Below are 16053 nucleotides of genomic sequence, written 5' to 3'. Positions count from 1 at the left end.
CTGTCTCCGGCATGCACATTACGGCTGCTTCGCCCTCGCGCCGAAGAGCGCCGTGCCGATCCGCACGATCGTCGAGCCCTCATCGATCGCCGCCTCAAAATCTCCCGACATCCCCATCGACAGCTCGCTGAAGTCCAGCCGCGCATGGCTCCGCGCCAGCTCGTCGCGCAGATCCCGCAGCTTCTGAAAACATCTCCGCGCGCACTCGGGATCGCCCTCGAGCGGTGCCACCGTCATCAGACCGCGCATCGCCAGATGCGGCATCTCCGGCAGCCGCTCCAGCAGCAGCCGCAGCTCATCTCCCGCCGGGTCGAGCCCCGTCTTCGCCGCCTCATCACTCAGCTTCATCTCCAGCAGCACCGGCAGCGGCTTTCCTCGCTGCGCGGCAGCATCGTTCAGCCGTTCCGCCACGCGCAGCGAATCGACGGTATCCACTCCATCGAACAGCTCCGCGGCCTTTGCCGTCTTGTTCGACTGCAGATGCCCGATCAGGTGCACCTCTGCACCCTCGACGCCCATCGCATTCAGCTCGGCCGCCTTCTGCTGATACTCCTGCACGCGGTTTTCGCCGAACAGAGTCACGCCCGCCGCCACGGCCTCTGCCAGCGCGCTCGCCGGATGCACCTTCGACACCGCCATCAGCTTCACTTCGCCGCGCGCCCGTCCCGCGCGAGCGCACGCCGCCGCGATCCGTTCCTCTATCCTCGCCAGTCGATCCTGAAACGCTTCCACAGTCCCCATCTTAAGCAATCCCGCGGTAAAGAAAGCGGGGCGGGATCGCTCCCGCCCGTCGTCTTATTGCAATCGGCTTCGTTATTTCTGCCCCGTCATCCATTCCTGCAGCTTCGGCTCCTGCGCCGAGCGCAGCTCGATGCAGTCGCTGATCGCATTCCCGGCGCGTGTCAGCGCATCCGCCGAGGCCGCGACCTTATGCGCCGCAAAGAAGCTCGTCACCTCATCCCGCTTCTCCGCGCTGCAGAAGTAGCCGGTGCCGCGGATCAGGTAAGCTCCCATCGACGTCGTAATCTGCGCCTGCACCTTGTCCCAGCTCTGTTGAATGAACGTCCATGCCCGGTCATGCGTCTCCGGAATCTCCAGTGAAATCGCCAGCACAATCGCGGCATCCTGGTTCTTCACCTTGCCGGAGACCGCATACTCCAGCGCTCTCTGCTCCAGCTCCGGGTTGCGGAACTCCACCAGACGACGCAGCGCGCCTTCTCCGATCTGCGGATCGCTCGTATCTTCAAAGGTCTTCTGCAGCCGATCGAAGAGCGCCGCATCGCCATTGCTCGCCGCAATCGTCAGCGCCGGCTGCGCGAGCGTGTTGTCGACCGATGCCGGATCGGCAAGATACTTCTCCGTAATCTGCTTCGCCTGCGCAATCACGTCCGGGTCCTTCCCCACAGCACCCAGCGCTCCAAACAGTGCCGCCCGCAGCTCCCGCTTCTCCGGACCATCCTCAGCCGATGGCGCTCCAAGCCGTTCATACGCAGGCTTGAAGTTCGCATTCACCCATGCCGCCAGCTTCGCATGCTCTTCCGGCGTATTCGCAATCCTGCCGTCGATCGCCTCCACCGCTCCCAGCGCGGTCGTCACCACCGCTGCGCTCGTGTCATCCTTCACCGCAGCCGCCAGATTCAGATAGTCGCCGACCGAGGCCGTATTCGCATGCACCTGCGCCCACTCGTTGCCCAGCAGGCTGATGCGTTCTTCCGGAGAAAGTCCGCTCTCCACATGGCTCACAATCGCTGCATACGCGCTTGCAGGGTATATATAGCGGTAATAGCCTCTGCCCTTCGCGTCACCGAAGAGAAACTCCGCCTGCGGAGCATGGAGCGCCTGCTGCGCGGCCGTCAGCACCTCGCAGTCCTGCTCTTCGCCGCCTGCCTTAAAGCACACCGGCATTGACCACGTCTGCGCCTTCTCCGGCTTCACCTTCGGATTCAGGAAGAACCGCTGCTGGCTCACCGTCACGCTGCCGCTCTGCGGCTCGCCAAAGTTCAGCACCGGCTCACCCGGCTGCGAGATAAAGCTGTCCATGATCTTATCGATGGGCCGGTGGCTTACCTCCGTCTGCGCGCTCCAGAAATCCTCCGCCGTCGCATTGCCGTACATGTGCGCCTGCAGATAGTTATGCACGCCCCTGCGAAAGACCTCGGCGCCTTCGTAGTTCTCCACCATCAGCAGCACGGCCGCGGCCTTGCCATACGTAATGCCGTCGAACATTTCGTTGATCTGGTCCGGCGTGTTCGCCTCGGCGCGAATCGTCCGCGTCACCCGCTGCGCATCCAGATTCAGCGTGTCGTTCAGGTCCGTCGCCACATCCTCGGGAATCTTCCACTCCGGCTTCCACGCCGCCACCGGCTTGTCCTCCATCCACGTGGCGAAGCCTTCATTCAGCCAGATGTTGTTCCACCACTGCATCGTCACCATATCGCCGAACCACTGGTGTGCCATCTCATGCGCCACCACCTCGGCCACTCTCTTCTCCGCCGCCACCGACGCGGTCTTCTCGTTCAGCAGCATGTCCGTCTCGCGATAGGTGATCGCGCCGAAGTTCTCCATCGCGCCCGCCTCAAAATCCGGCAGCGCAATCAGATCCAGTTTCGGCATGGGATATCGAATGCCGAAATAGGTGTTGTAGTAGTGCAGCACAAACTCCGCGGCCGACAGAGCGAACCTTCCGTACTGCACTTTATCGGGAGTCGCGCAGGCGCGGATCGGCACACCGTCGCTCTCGCCCGAGACGCACTGAAAATCGCCCACCAGAAACGCCACCAGATACGTCGACATCTTCGGCGTCGTCGCAAAGCGGATCGTGTGCTCGCCCACCAGCGGTCCTGGCGTGTCCGACACGATATTGGTATTCGAAATCGCCGTATCGTTCTTGTCGATCGACAGGCTCACATCGAAGGTCGCCTTGTACCCCGGCTCATCGAAGCTCGGAAATGCCCGCCGCGCATCGGTCGGCTCAAACTGCGTCACCGCATAGTTACGTTTTGCCGTCTTCGACAGATAGAACCCGCGCAGCTCGTTGTTCAGAATGCCGCTGTATTCGATCGCAAGCGTCATCCGGCCGGCAGGCAGCGTCCGGTTGAAGGTGAAGGTCGCCTGCTGTTTTTCGGCGTCTTCGCTCACCGTCGCCTTCAGCGTTTTGCCGTTCACCTGGGTCGTCACGCTGTCGAACTTAATCTCCGCCGCATTCAGCGTGATCGAATCCACCGGCTGCTCCACCAGTACGTCGATCTTCTCACTGCCCGTAAAGGTGGCATCCTTCAGGTTCGGCACCAGCGACAGGCTGTAATGCTCCGGACGCACCGTCTGCGGCAGCCGCTGCGCATGAAGAAGTGCTCCGGGGAGCGCCAGCATGCCCGCAAACGCCGTGGCCATCACACCACGACGCACACTACAAAGAACTGGAACCATACACGCCTCACTCAAAAAACTCTTCTCTTGCCTCTTTCGACGAAAATACGCCTCTTACGATATCGCAAAGCCTCGCGCATACGCCTGATTGTGATCTCAGAAGGAACTCCGCAGTGTGCGGATATATTTGTGTGATCGCAAACCGCCGGACAGCGGTTGCCCGCGCCGGATGCGCCGCCCGCCGGGTGGCCCCATCTCCGGATTTCCGGACAGGGAAGGCTACGTGCTTTACTCTTTTTGCTGTCCGGTCCGCGTTTCTCAGCTCTCCCGATAATCGAGCAGCAGCAGGCCGATCAGCATAAGACACACCGGCCACACCCATGCGGCGATGCGCCGTCCGCGCCGTTCTTCGCCGCCCATTCCCGGCAGGCCGGCCGTCGCCAGCCGCAGCTCCAGCCATCGCCCGCAGCCTGCCGTCACTCCCAGCAGCGCAATCGGCGTATGCGTCATCTCGGCAAACATCTCGGCCTTCATATCGCCCAGCGCATGGCTGTGCGTCAGCAGCAGCGCGCCGCCCAGCATACACATCGCAGGAAAGAAATACTTCGCCTTCGCCCAGGTCAGCCGTCCCGTCTCCACCCCGCACTGGAAGAGCGCAAAGACCGCGATCAGCGCCGCGTAAAGCCGGTGCTCCAGCACATCGGGAGCCGTAAAGCTCGCCCAGAAGGGCCGCGGCCCCAGCGGCCAGCACTCCGGATCGGCGCGCAGAATCAGAAATACCGACAGCCCGAGGAAGAGCAGCGGCCAGTATGCCGCCCAGTGCTGCCGCGGCAGCCGCGAGAGCAGCGCAAACAGTCCGGCCGCCAGCACAATCAGTCCCGCCCAGTGATGGTTGTACTCCGACCACGCCCGGTCGTTCGCATCGTTCGGCACACCGCCGGTAAACACCACCTCCGGAACCGCCACGCTCAGCGGTGTCGGCGGTACAAGCTGCGCCACCGTAGGCGTGCGGAAGCTCGGCCACTTCCACTCCATGCGCTGCGCAATCTCGTGCCCGGTCAGCTTGTCCTGCGGCATATCATCGGCGGCAGGAGACTGTGCCGTCAGCGATGCCGCCGCCAGAATCGCCGCAAATCCCAGCACGATCTCCAGCTCGCCGAAGCGTCGAATCTGTAACAGTAACGGTTGCGGTTTCCGCTCCATCCGCCGCACCAGCAGAAAATTCCCGCCGCCCAGCGTCAGCGCCAGCAGCAGCAGGTAAATCTTCGCCGACAGCATCGCGCCATACGACGTTCCATACAGTCCCTGCCACGACCCGACGTAAAACCACGACATGCCCACGCCGGCCAGCACCAGCACAGGCACGCTCACGATCGCCATCGTCGAAAACCGCCGCACCATCGTCTTCGCGGCCTGCTCCGCGTCCGCTCCGCTGCGCCGCAGCCCCAGCAGCAGATACGGCATCGCCCCGATCCACGCAGCGGTTCCCAGATGATGCAGCCCCGTCAGCACCAGCAGCAGCACCCGCGAATCCATCCGCGACGCTGCATGGCTCAGCGCCACCGACGAGCACAGCAACACCAGCCCCGCCAAAGATGCCGCCGCCAGTACCCACCGCCGACGGCTCCGCAGCAGCACAAAGAGCACCAGCGCTGCGCCCGCCATCGCGCATCCGGCAATGAAGTATCCGGCGCTCGCCACCTCGCGAAAGCTCATGCCGGAGTCGCTCATCAGCTCGAGCGAGCTGATCGCCAGCCCCGCCGCCTTCACCGCTACCAGCGCCAGCGCAAACCATGCCGCCACGCGTCGTATCCGCGTCTGTATCAGGCGATCCGCGCCGGCCGGCACGGCAACAAGAAGGAGGAAGATCAGACCGCCGAGGGTCAGAGCTTCCAGAGACAGCGATGCTGCCCGCAATATCACGGACAGCAGATCGAAGTCGCGAAGCAGCCAGATCAAGGGACTCTACTGAACCGTGAACGGAATCTCGCCGCGCGTCGTGTGCCCGTCGGTCGAGAGCGCCTGCCACAGCAGAATGTAGCTGCCGGCCTGCAGCTTCGCATGCGAGCGCAGCGCGTCCGGAGCATCCTGCGGGTCCAGCGCTTCGGTCTGCGTCTGCCCGTTCGGCAGCTTCAGAAAGATCCGCGACCGCACGCCGTCCACGCGCGAGTTGAACTTCAGGTGGATCGTCACCTCCGGCCCCCGCACCGTCGCATGCGCCTCCGGCGTGCTGCTCACCAGCACCGCATGCGCCAGCGCCAGCCGCGGAGCCATCAGCAGCAGCGCCAGCGCCACCATACTCATACCGTACGACAATCTCTTTTTCATCTCGATTCCCTTCCTCTGCACTCTTATCGCGACGCCGCCCGCTCCGACCGCCCGCTGGTCTCCGCCGCCCGCGCCTCGGCAAAGGCCGCAGCGCCCATCAGCGCAGCGCGGCTCTCCAGAATGATGCGCACCGGCGTATGGATCAGCAGATCGCTCAGCCTGCCCTTGTCCGTAAACGAGTGCAGGAACGCTCCGTCCTTCATCTTCTTCAGTATCTTCGGGGCGATCCCGCCACCCAGATAAATCCCACCCGAGGCCAGCACCTTCAGCGCCATATTGCCCGCTTCCGCGCCATAAGCGCTCACGAAGATATCCAGGGTCTTCGAGCACAGCTCGTTGCCGCCGTCTTCGCCCAGCTCGCCGATCACCGCATTCGGATCTTCATTTTCCATCCGGTCGCGCAGCCACTCCGGCTCTTCCATGCGCTTCTCATCGCGCAGAAAGGTATAGATATTCTTCAGCCCAATGCCGGAGACCACGCGCTCGAAGCTCACTCTGCCGTTCAGCCGTCGCATCAGCCAGCGCAGCAGGTCTATTTCCAGCTCATTCCTCGGAGCAAAATCCGCGTGCCCGCCCTCCGACGCCATCGGCACATGCATCTTGCCATTCCACACCAGGATGCCCTCGCCCAGGCCCGTGCCCGCCGAGACCAGCGCGCGATTGCCCACCGCGCTCGCGTCGCCCGCATTCAGCGTAAAAATCTGATCGGGACTCAGCTCCGGAATGCCGTAACCATTGGCCTCCAGATCGTTGATCAGAAACAGATGAGCAATGTTCAGATGCATCGACAGCTCGCGGCTGTCGAGCGTCCACGGCAGGTTCGTCAGCTTCAGCCGCCCGTTGCGCACCGGCCCCGGCACGCCGAAACACGCCGCCGTAATCTCCGGCTCGCCGCTCTCTTTCAGAAACCGCGTGACGATCTCTTCCAGCCCGCTGAACTCATGCGCCGGAAACCGCTCATCCCGCACATGCGTCAGCTGTCCATGATCGAATCCATACAGTGCCAGGTGAACCTTCGTCCCCCCTACATCCCCGGCCAGAATCATCGCGCAATCTCCAGCTTTCCCGCGCCCTGCGCATCCGGAGCAGGCAGCAGCGCCGCCGCGTCCTTATCCAGCAGCATGCGCAGCAGGCCGCTGCGCGGCTGAATCAGCTGCGAGGGCAGCGTCTCCGGATCGTACGGCCCCTCGAGCACGCGATGCAGCGGATCGGCCTTGTCCTTCCCGCCGATGAGAAAGAAAATATCCCGCGCCTGCACAATCACCGGCCACGTCAGCGTCACGCGCCACGTGTCCTTCTGCGGCACATGGTTGGCAACCACCACCCGCCCCAGCTCATGAATCGCATCCGTGTGCGGAAAGATCGACGCAGTGTGGCCATCGTCGCCCATGCCCAGCGCCAGCACGTCGAAGGTCGGAAGCTCGGCGCCCTCCAGCCGAAACTGTCCGCGGATCGCCGTCTCATACCGCGCCGCCGCCTGCTCCGGTTCCAGCTCTCCCTCGATGCGGAAGATCTGCTCCGGCTTCAGCGGCACCTTGTCCAGCATCGCCTCGCGCGTCATCCGGTAGTTGCTGTCTTTGTCGTCCGGCGGAACGCAGCGCTCATCCACCCAGTAGATCTGCACCTGCTCCCACGGCATTGCCTTGCGGTACGGCTCCGCGGGATTCGCCAGCAGCTCAAAGGCCCGCTTCGGCGTGCTGCCGCCCGAGATCGCGATCCGCGCCAGGCCGCGCGCGGCCGCCGCCGTGCGTGCGCTTTCGACAAAATACTCCGCAGCGGCGCGAGCCAGCGCATCCGCCCCCTCATACACCCGATACTCAACAACGTAAGGCCGTGGCATGGTCTCCTGCCGATGATTGAAATTTATAGCTTATGCCATGCGCGGCCGTCGCGTTCGAGCAGGTCGTCGCCGCACTGCGGGCCCCACGCTCCGCTCGCATAGTTCGGGAAGGTCTTCGGCACCTTGTTCGCCCACGCCTCCAGCACCGGCGTATACAGCGACCAGGTGGCCTCCACGCCGTCGCGGTGCGCAAACAGCGTCGCATCGCCCAGCATCGCATCCAGCAGCAGCCGCTCGTAGCCGTTCGCCGACGAGGTCCCGAAGGCATTCGCGTAGCTGAAGTCCATCACCACCGGGCACACCGCCGTCTCCGGCCCCGGAACCTTCGCGCCGAAGCGCAGCGAAATACCCTCGTCCGGCTGAATCCGCATCGTGATCCGGTTCGGCTGAATATCGCACGCTCCGTTCGAGCCGCCGCCAAAGAGCAGCAGCGGTGGCTGCCGGAACTGCACCGTCACCTCCGTCACCCGCTTGGCCAGCCGCTTGCCGGCGCGCAGATAAAAGGGCACGCCCGCCCAGCGCCAGTTCTCGATCTCGAGCTTCACCGCGGCATAAGTCTCCGTCTGCGACTTCGGATCGACGCGCTCTTCCTCGCGGTAGCCCTTCACCGCCTTGCCGCCCACCGTTCCCGGACCGTACTGCCCGCGCACCACATTCTGAATATCGATCGGCCGGATCGCCTTCCACAGCTTGACCTTCTCGCTGCGCACCTCATCGGCCGCAAAGCTCACCGGCGGCTCCATGCCGACGAACGACAGCAGCTCCATCACGTGGTTCTGCACCACGTCGCGCAGCGCGCCGGCTTTTTCATAGAACGGTCCGCGCCCCTCGATGCCGATGTTCTCCGCCGCCGTAATCTGCACGTGATCGACGTAATTGCGGTTCCAGATCGGCTCGAAGATACCATTCGCAAAGCGGAAGACCAGGATGTTCTGCACCGTCTCCTTGCCCAGGTAATGATCGATGCGGAAGATCTGGTTTTCGTCGAAGACGCGGTTCACGTCGTCGTTCAGCTCGCGCGCGCTCTCCAGATCGTGCCCGAACGGCTTTTCGATGATCACCCGCGCCGTGCCCTTTTCGGGATGCGACATGCCGTGATCGCCCAGCCGGTGAATGATGTCGGAGAAGTACTCCGGAGCCGTCGCCAGGTAAAAGAGCCGGTTGCCGCGCGTTCCGAACTCGCGGTCATAGCCCTCGAGCAGCTCCTTCAGCTTTGCGTATCCCTCGCCGTCGTCGAAGTTCATCGCATGGTAGCTCACCTTGCCGATGAACTCGTCCAGCTTCTCCGCGCCTTCCGTCACGCCGCCGAATTCGAGAATGCCTTCACGCATATCCGCGGCAAAGCTAGAGCCCAGATCGCGCCGAGCCACGCCCACAATCCGAATCTGCTCCGGCAGCAGCTTCGACTGTTCCAGATGAAAGAGCGCGGGCAGCAGCTTGCGCTTGGTCAGGTCGCCCGATGCCCCGAAAATCACCACCACGCACGGCTCCGGAATCCGCTCCCGTGTCTGCGCCGTCGCCTGCTTCACATCTTCAGGAGAAATCTTTACTTCCGTCGTTGCCATAAGGACCTCTTGCTTGCGAAGACCGCTCTGCGGGAAGAATGATTTTCGGTCTCTTGAAAGGGGACGGCCCTGGGGCCGTCCGTGGATGCTGCAGCCTCACGCGGACCCGGCCGCATGAGAGACGGTTGCGTCAGTCCTTCTTCACCGCGTGGCCGCCGAAGGCGTTGCGCATAATCGCCAGCATGCGGTCGGTAAAGTTATTCTCTTCGCGGCTGCGGATTCTGCGAATCAGCGACTCCGTGATCACCGGCGCGGAGATGTTCAGGTCGATCGCCTCCATCACCGTCCAGCGCCCTTCGCCCGAATCCTCGACATAGGCCTCCAGATCCTCGAGACCCGGGTCCTTCTTCAGCGCATCGGCCGTCAGGTCCAGCAGCCACGAACGCACCACGCTGCCGTAGCGCCATACCTGGGCAATCTTCTCAAGGTCGAGGTTCAGCTCCTTCTTCTGGCCCATGATCGAGAAGCCTTCGGCATACGCCTGCATCATGCCGTACTCGATGCCGTTATGCACCATCTTGACGAAGTGCCCGGCGCCGGCCGGCCCCATATATCCCCAGCCAAGGTCTTTGCCCGGCGCCAGCGCCTCGAAGATCGGCCGCAGCGACTCGACCACCGGCTCCTCGCCGCCGATCATCATGCTGTAACCCTCTTTCAGCCCCCACACGCCGCCCGACGTGCCCACGTCGACGAACTTGAACCCTTCCGCCTCCAACTCGTGATACCGCCGCTGCGAGTCTTTGTAATTCGAGTTGCCGCCGTCGATAAAGATATCGCCCTTCTGCATCAGCGGCTTCAGTTTGGCGATCGTGTCGTCCACCGGCTTACCCGCCGGCACCATCAGCCAGATCGCTCGCGGAGCCGAAAGGTTCTTTACCAGGTCCTCCAGCGACGAGACACCCGTCGAGCCGGCATCCGTCAGCCGCTTCACCGCTTCGGCGCTGAAGTCGAAGCCGACCACCTGGATGCCTCCCTGCCGCAGGCGCTCCGCCATGTTGCCGCCCATCTTGCCCAGACCGATAATGCCAAGTTCCCTGCCTGCTGCCATTGCCGCCGCTCCTCTCGTTCGTCTTCCGTTCTGTTCGTCAGTTCCGTTCGATGGACACGCCCAGCCGCGCCAGCTCGTTCCGCAGCGCCCGCGATCCCTCATAGCGAATCGCGTGCATGCCCTCGGCCGCCGCCGCCGCCGCATTCTCCGCGCGGTCATCGATGAATACCACGTTGTCCGGATCACGCTGCAGCACATCCAGCGCCAGCCGGTAGAATTTTGCGTCGGGTTTCCGAAGGCCCACATAGCATGAGCTGAAAAAGACATCGAGGCACGACAGCAGCCCGAACTCCTCCAGCCGGAAATCATTCAACTCCCGGGCTTCGTTGTTCAGAACGCCCAGCTCTGTCTCTTCTGATGCCGCCAGCTCGCGGAGGATGCCGAGAGCGCTGTCTTCCAGCACCTTCGACTGGGCCTTCATCGCTTCGATAAAGTCGCTGTGCGTGAAGCTGCGCGGCTCGTAAAAAACGGTACGGTCGAGATACTCCTCGACCGTAATCAGGCTCTTCTCCCAGGCATCGTTCGGTTCGGTGTGTCGCTGCTCAAAGGCATCGCGGTCCAGGCCGAACTGCGCCAGCACCGCTGCCCGCTCATGATGGTCCCATCCGTTGGTGAGAAAAACACCGCCCACGTCCCACAGGATCGTGCTGATCTCGCTCATCGCTGCTCCTGAATGCGCCAGAGTCGTATAAAAAATACGAGCAGAACTGCGTGACAAACAGATGAACAGTATTGCGTGAATCGTGAAACCGGCTACCGGCCGGCCCCGAACTCCTGCTTCACCGCCTCCGGCATATAGCGCGTCTCGATCGCCTTCACCTTGTTCAGCCGGCGCACAAAACGCTCTTCCTGCTTCTGGAATTTTGCGTTCAGATACGCCGCCACCAGATCAAAGGCCAGCGCCGGACCGATAATCCGGGCCCCCAGCACCAGCACGTTCATATCGTCGTGCTCTACCCCCTGGTGCGCCGAGTAGGTGTCATGGCACATGCTGGCGCGAATGCCCGGCATCTTGTTCGCCGCCACATTCACGCCCACCCCGCTGCCGCACACCAGGATGCCCCGGTCGGCGCGGCCCGCCATCAGCGTGCGGCCCACCGCTTCGGCGAAGTCGGGATAATCCGACGGCTCCGTGTTGTAGGCGCCGAGGTCGATCACCTCGTGCCCCAGACGCTCCAGGTATCCGCGAATCTCTTCCTTCAGCGGATACCCGGCGTGATCTGCTCCAATCGCCAGCTTCATGGCTACTTCCCTGCCAGCGCCGCTTCGCTTTTGCGGGCATGCTCCACCAGAGCCTTCGCCCGCGCCGCCACATTCGCCGCGCTGAAGCCCAGCTTCTCGAGCACCACCGGTCCCGGAGCCGACGCGCCAAAGCGCTCCAGTCCGATCACATCGCCGTGGCGTCCCACATACTTCCACCAGCCGTACGGCACTGCCGCTTCAATGGCCAGCTTGGGCAGATGATCGGGGAAGATCGACGCCTTGTACTCCGCGCTCTGCTCCTCGAAGAGATTCGTGCTCGGCATTGAGATCACACGGGCCCGGATGCCCTCCTTCGCCAGCTCTTCTGCGCCCTTCAGCGCCGTCCACACCTCCGCGCCGGTGCCCACGATCAGCACATCGGGGGAGTCGCCGCCCTTTTCCACGATGTACGCGCCGTGCTTCACGCCCTCGTAAATGGACAGCTTCTCCGCGTCCAGAACCGGCAGATCCTGACGCGACAGCGCCATGAAGCTGGGGCCGTGGTTCCGCTCGAGCGCCAGCCGCCATGCCGCCGCCGTCTCGTTCGCATCCGCCGGACGGAAATCCGTCAGATGCGGTATCGCGCGCAGCATCAGCAGGTGCTCGACCGGCTGGTGCGTCGGACCATCCTCGCCCAGCGCAATCGAATCGTGCGTGAAGATGAACAGCGACTGCGTGTGCATGATCGCCGCCATGCGGATGGCCGATTTGCAGTAATCGGAAAAGGTGAAGAAGGTCGAGCCGTATCCGATCAGGCCGCCGTGCGCCGTGATCCCGTTCACCGCCGCGCACATGCCGAACTCGCGCACGCCGAACCAGATGTTCCGGCCCTTCGGATCAAGGTGGAAGTTGCCGCCATCCTTCAGAATCGTCTTGGTCGAGGCCGTCAGATCGGCCGCGCCGCCGATCAGCTCCGGCACTTCCTTCGCAAAGGCGTTCATGATGGCATTGCCTGCATTGCGCGTCGCCACCGCCTTGCTGGTCGGGAAGACCGGCAGCGACTTCTCCCAGCCAGCCTTCAGCTTACCCGCCTGGGTGCGCTCGAACTCGGCCGCCAGCTCAGGAAAGCTCTTTCTGTACTCAGCGAAGAGCTTCTTCCACTCCTCTTCAAACTTCGCGCCGCGATCGACGATCGTCGACCAGTTCTTCTGCGCCTCCTCCGGCACATAAAAGAACTTGTCCGCGGGCCAGCCCAGATTCTTCTTCGTCTCCGCCGCTTCTTCGGGCTTCAGCGCCTCGCCGTGTACCTTGTTCGTTCCTGCAATCGGGCTGCCGTAGCCGATCACCGTGCGCACCGCGATGAGCGACGGCTTATCCCTGACCGCCTTCGCCGCCTCAATCGCCGCCGAAAGCGCGTTGAGATCGTTGCCGTCGGCGACCTTCTGCACATGCCAGTGATAGGCCTCGAAGCGCTTCTCCACGTCTTCGGTGAACGACAGCTCCGTCGGTCCGTCCAGCGAGATCAGGTTGTCGTCGTAGAGAAAGATCAGCTTGCCCAGCCCCAGCGTCCCGGCAAGCGAAGCCGCCTCGTGCGAGATGCCTTCCATCAGATCACCGTCGCCGCAGATCCCGTAGGTGTAGTGATCGACGATATCGAAGCCCGGCTGGTTATACACCCCGGCCAGATGCTTCTCGGCGATCGCCAGGCCCACGGCCATGGCAAACCCCTGCCCCAGCGGACCCGTCGTCACCTCCACGCCGTCCGTATCGCCACGCTCCGGATGCCCCGGCGTCTTCGATTCCCACTGCCGGAACTGCTGCAGGTCCTCGATCGTCACGTCGTAGCCGGAGAGGTGCAGCGCGCCATAGAGCAGCGCCGAAGCATGCCCGTTCGAAAGCACAAACCGGTCGCGGTTCGACCAGTGCGAGTTCTTCGGATTGTGCCGCATGTATTTGTGGAACAGCAGGTAGGCCATCGGAGCATCGCCCAGCGGAGCCCCCGGGTGGCCGCTTTTGGCCTTGTCGACGGCATCCACCGCCAGAAATCGAAGGGCATTAATGGAAAGCTGATCGAGTTCGCTCATAAGTCTGGTTTCTCCTCTGATATGCCCGGGCCTGCCGGATAAAAATTACGGTGATACTTCGATGATATGAGATTTTCGGCAACGGGTCAGTCTGAGGGATACGGGCTTCGGCCCGCCGCATCGGCCATTGCATGACTGCGGCCTTCGCTCCTCAGAACATGCCCTTCCAACCAGCCCGCTGCCGGATATGCAGAATATTTTCAGGAGGCCGGCTCAATCTCCACGTCAAAATTGCGGCCTTCCCAGCGCTGTTCGTCCGACCAGAAAAGAGTAAATGAAAGTGCGCCGGTCTGTTTTTCCCCGGTCGGCAGATCGGCATACGACCCCGCGAACCCCACCTGCGTGCTGTCCAGAACATGCGACGTCTTCCACCCGTCGTCGCTCCACACCACGCGAAAGCGCGACGCCGAGGTCATGCGCAGCGCCTTGCCCGCCGTGATCCTCCGGATCTGACGCCGGCTTACCTTGTAGACCTCGATCCGGCTCGGCTGATGCTCGCCGCCCGCATACCGCCGCGCCACCACCGGAATGCAGTCGTAGACCCTTCCGTCCTTCGCCGAGCGCAGCAGCTTCAGATACTCCGCATGCGCCCACACCAGCGGCATCGCCGAGCCCGCCGGCCCGCCGAAGCACAGTCCGTTTTTGTCCGCCTCATCCCAGATCTGCTCCGGCAGCATACCGCCCGCCGAGGCGAACTGCTCATAGGTGTGGATCAGCGGACGCACATCGCGCCCCGCGGCCAGCTCATAGTGCGCCCGCTCGCCGGTCAGCAGCGGCCATGCCCGTCCCTGCCCCCATCCAAGGTACGGACCGCCATCGTGCCGCTGCCCGTAGCCGTCGTGGTTGTAGCGGCGCCAGCACGGTCCCTGCGGGGCGTTGATCTTCAGCACCCGGTCCACCACCTTCAGCGAATCCACGATCAGCGGATCGTCGGGCCGGCGTACGCCATACCGCACCAGCTCCAGAAAGCCCGCGTCGATCACCTCGCGCGCCTCGAACTCGTACTTCTCGCCCGGCCCGCGGTTGTTCAGCCGCAGCGTCTCCGTGCCGCACTCCTCATGCGCATACGGATCGCCGCACTCCGGAGGACGAATCCGCATATAGTGCCGCTTCACCTCCGGATCGAGCACGCCGTTGTTCGTCACCGTCCAGTCTTCGAGGTGGCTCTCGATCCAGTCCGCGTGCTCTTCCAGAAACTGCCCCAGCTCCGGAGATCCGTGCGCCCGCGCCATATCCGCCGCACACACCAGCCCTGAAATCACCGCCGCCAGCGTCGACGGCGAATACCCCGCCGCCTCTTCCCAGCGCTCCTGCTGCGTGACCGGAGCGTAGCGCACCAGAAAACCCGCCGCCCGCTCCACGAACGGGAAGACGTCGAAGGTGCCCAGCGCATCGGCCTTCCACAGCCGCCACGCCAGCATAATCGGAAACGCGACCTCGTCGAGCTGAATCCCCGACCAGTACGGCGTTCCGTCGATCCAGAAGTTCTGCGCGAAGCCTCCATCCGGCTTCTGCGTGCAGGCCAGATAGACCAGCGCGCGCAGTGCCGTCTGCGGCCTTCCGCAGGCCATCAGCGCCGTGGCGCTCTGCACCATGTCCCGCGTCCACACCAGGTGGTAGCCGCCCAGATCGTCGTCGCCCTTCGCATAGCCCCACGGAATCGACGCCGAAGCGATAAACGCTCCGCCGTAGGTCTTGTCCTCATGCGCCAGCACAACGTTGTGGCTGATCTGCAGCAGCCTGCCGCCATCGCTCGCATGCTCGCCCAGTTCCCCCGGCGTCGCAGCGCGGTGCCACTGCTCGATAAACCGCGTCAGGTGCCGCTCGAACTTCGTCGCGCGCGCTCCGAGCGTCGTCGCCAGCGCCGCATGGTGTCCTTCGCCGAAGCCGATCGCGATCACGAACCGGTGCGTATGCTCCAGCGGAATCTCACCCATGATGGAGACATTGCCGTCGAGCGCCGAGCCGAACTCCCAGTCCATCAGGAAGTTCTGCTTCAGATCCTGCCAGCCGTCGCTCGCGCCCACATAGCCGCAGCTCACCCGGCTGAAGCCGCAGCTGGCCGCCATCGCCAGCGACGTATGATTTCTCCACGCCAGCCCCACGCGCCTGCCGGCCACATCCACCACCCGCGCCGAGTTGCCCATGCCGCCGCCTTCGATATGCGGGGAGAGCAGCGCATACACCCGCAGCCGCGAGATCACATCCTCTTTGCCTTCGAGCTTCACCCGTATCAGCACCACCGGATAATGCGGATCGCTGATGATCTCCTTCGTCAGCACGTACCGCCCGTCGGGGTCGACGTTGCGGATGCGCACGCCCAGCGCGTCGGAATCGATGTACTCGAACTCATGCTTCAGATTGCGCCGCTCTTCGTGAAAGAAGGTCTCGCCGTCGGTGATCAGAAACTGCATGTCGCGAATCTGCGGCCGGTCGATCGTCGGGTAATAAATTTCGTTCAGAATCCCGTGCGATACCGTGAACCACACCCGGCTCGATGCCGAATACGCCGTGCCCACCGCATCCTTCGCGCTCGAAGTCCATCGCGGCTCCAGCCCCGGTCCTCCGAACGCTGCCCCCTGCCCCTCCAGCCACCTGTACTGCGACGCCGCCTGTGCCATGCCGTCCTTCCGTTAAGTC

Annotated in this window: 12 protein-coding genes; all 12 read right to left on the bottom strand. The window is 63.3% G+C overall.

Annotation, left to right across the window (positions count from 1 at the left end; all coding sequences use genetic code 11):
- Window positions 1-18: 18 nt before the first annotated feature.
- The 12 genes from D0Y96_RS08485 to D0Y96_RS08430 all read right to left on the bottom strand — a co-directional run bounded on the left by D0Y96_RS08485 (window position 19) and on the right by D0Y96_RS08430 (window position 16034).
- On the bottom strand, window positions 19-741 hold the full coding sequence (locus D0Y96_RS08485) for a YggS family pyridoxal phosphate-dependent enzyme (RefSeq protein ID WP_117299695.1): 723 nt from the start codon (window positions 739-741) through the stop codon (window positions 19-21).
- A 72-nt stretch (window positions 742-813) separates the two neighbouring features.
- On the bottom strand, window positions 814-3426 hold the full coding sequence (locus D0Y96_RS08480) for a M1 family metallopeptidase (RefSeq protein ID WP_252263616.1): 2613 nt from the start codon (window positions 3424-3426) through the stop codon (window positions 814-816).
- Between the two features lie 258 nt (window positions 3427-3684).
- Entirely contained in the window at window positions 3685-5325 is a 1641-nt protein-coding gene (locus tag D0Y96_RS08475; RefSeq protein ID WP_117298946.1) for a copper resistance D family protein, read from the bottom strand.
- A 6-nt stretch (window positions 5326-5331) separates the two neighbouring features.
- Window positions 5332-5694, bottom strand: coding sequence for a copper resistance CopC family protein (locus tag D0Y96_RS08470; RefSeq protein WP_199480218.1), 363 nt, complete (start codon window positions 5692-5694; stop codon window positions 5332-5334).
- Window positions 5695-5717: 23 nt separating this feature from the next.
- A complete protein-coding gene (gene glk, locus D0Y96_RS08465) occupies window positions 5718-6740 on the bottom strand; it encodes a glucokinase (RefSeq protein WP_117298944.1) in 1023 nt (340 codons plus the stop codon).
- The gene (gene pgl / locus D0Y96_RS08460; RefSeq protein ID WP_117298943.1) at window positions 6737-7534 is read right to left on the bottom strand and encodes a 6-phosphogluconolactonase; all 798 of its coding nucleotides are present in this window, start codon (window positions 7532-7534) and stop codon (window positions 6737-6739) included. Before pgl ends, glk begins: the two co-directional genes overlap by 4 nt.
- Before the next feature lie 23 nt (window positions 7535-7557).
- The gene (gene zwf / locus D0Y96_RS08455) at window positions 7558-9099 is read right to left on the bottom strand and encodes a glucose-6-phosphate dehydrogenase (RefSeq protein WP_117298942.1); all 1542 of its coding nucleotides are present in this window, start codon (window positions 9097-9099) and stop codon (window positions 7558-7560) included.
- Window positions 9100-9229: 130 nt separating this feature from the next.
- Window positions 9230-10147, bottom strand: coding sequence for a phosphogluconate dehydrogenase (NAD(+)-dependent, decarboxylating) (gene gnd, locus D0Y96_RS08450; RefSeq protein ID WP_117298941.1), 918 nt, complete (start codon window positions 10145-10147; stop codon window positions 9230-9232).
- A 37-nt stretch (window positions 10148-10184) separates the two neighbouring features.
- Entirely contained in the window at window positions 10185-10808 is a 624-nt protein-coding gene (locus tag D0Y96_RS08445; protein ID WP_117298940.1) for an HAD-IA family hydrolase, read from the bottom strand.
- Window positions 10809-10900: 92 nt separating this feature from the next.
- Window positions 10901-11389: a ribose 5-phosphate isomerase B gene (rpiB, locus tag D0Y96_RS08440; protein WP_117298939.1), complete on the bottom strand. Its 489-nt coding sequence runs from the start codon at window positions 11387-11389 to the stop codon at window positions 10901-10903.
- A 2-nt stretch (window positions 11390-11391) separates the two neighbouring features.
- Entirely contained in the window at window positions 11392-13413 is a 2022-nt protein-coding gene (gene tkt / locus D0Y96_RS08435; protein ID WP_117298938.1) for a transketolase, read from the bottom strand.
- Between the two features lie 200 nt (window positions 13414-13613).
- A complete protein-coding gene (locus D0Y96_RS08430) occupies window positions 13614-16034 on the bottom strand; it encodes a glycoside hydrolase family 15 protein (RefSeq protein WP_117298937.1) in 2421 nt (806 codons plus the stop codon).
- Window positions 16035-16053 lie beyond the last annotated feature (19 nt).

Source organism: Paracidobacterium acidisoli, from assembly GCF_003428625.2.
Taxonomy (GTDB): Bacteria; Acidobacteriota; Terriglobia; order Terriglobales; family Acidobacteriaceae; genus Paracidobacterium; species Paracidobacterium acidisoli.
The sequence above is the reverse complement of the archived record's forward strand: the minus strand, read 5'-3'. Positions and strand labels throughout refer to the sequence as shown.

Bases quoted from the DNA above. Each gene is read 5' to 3' on its own strand.
- D0Y96_RS08485 (WP_117299695.1), bottom strand. From the start codon at position 741: ATGGGGACTGTGGAAGCGTTTCAGGATCGACTGGCGAGGATAGAGGAA.
- D0Y96_RS08480 (WP_252263616.1), bottom strand. From the start codon at position 3,426: ATGGTTCCAGTTCTTTGTAGTGTGCGTCGTGGTGTGATGGCCACGGCG.
- D0Y96_RS08470 (WP_199480218.1), bottom strand. From the start codon at position 5,694: ATGAAAAAGAGATTGTCGTACGGTATGAGTATGGTGGCGCTGGCGCTG.
- glk (WP_117298944.1), bottom strand. From the start codon at position 6,740: ATGATTCTGGCCGGGGATGTAGGGGGGACGAAGGTTCACCTGGCACTG.
- pgl (WP_117298943.1), bottom strand. From the start codon at position 7,534: ATGCCACGGCCTTACGTTGTTGAGTATCGGGTGTATGAGGGGGCGGAT.
- zwf (WP_117298942.1), bottom strand. From the start codon at position 9,099: ATGGCAACGACGGAAGTAAAGATTTCTCCTGAAGATGTGAAGCAGGCG.
- gnd (WP_117298941.1), bottom strand. From the start codon at position 10,147: ATGGCAGCAGGCAGGGAACTTGGCATTATCGGTCTGGGCAAGATGGGC.
- D0Y96_RS08445 (WP_117298940.1), bottom strand. From the start codon at position 10,808: ATGAGCGAGATCAGCACGATCCTGTGGGACGTGGGCGGTGTTTTTCTC.
- rpiB (WP_117298939.1), bottom strand. From the start codon at position 11,389: ATGAAGCTGGCGATTGGAGCAGATCACGCCGGGTATCCGCTGAAGGAA.
- tkt (WP_117298938.1), bottom strand. From the start codon at position 13,413: ATGAGCGAACTCGATCAGCTTTCCATTAATGCCCTTCGATTTCTGGCG.
- D0Y96_RS08430 (WP_117298937.1), bottom strand. From the start codon at position 16,034: ATGGCACAGGCGGCGTCGCAGTACAGGTGGCTGGAGGGGCAGGGGGCA.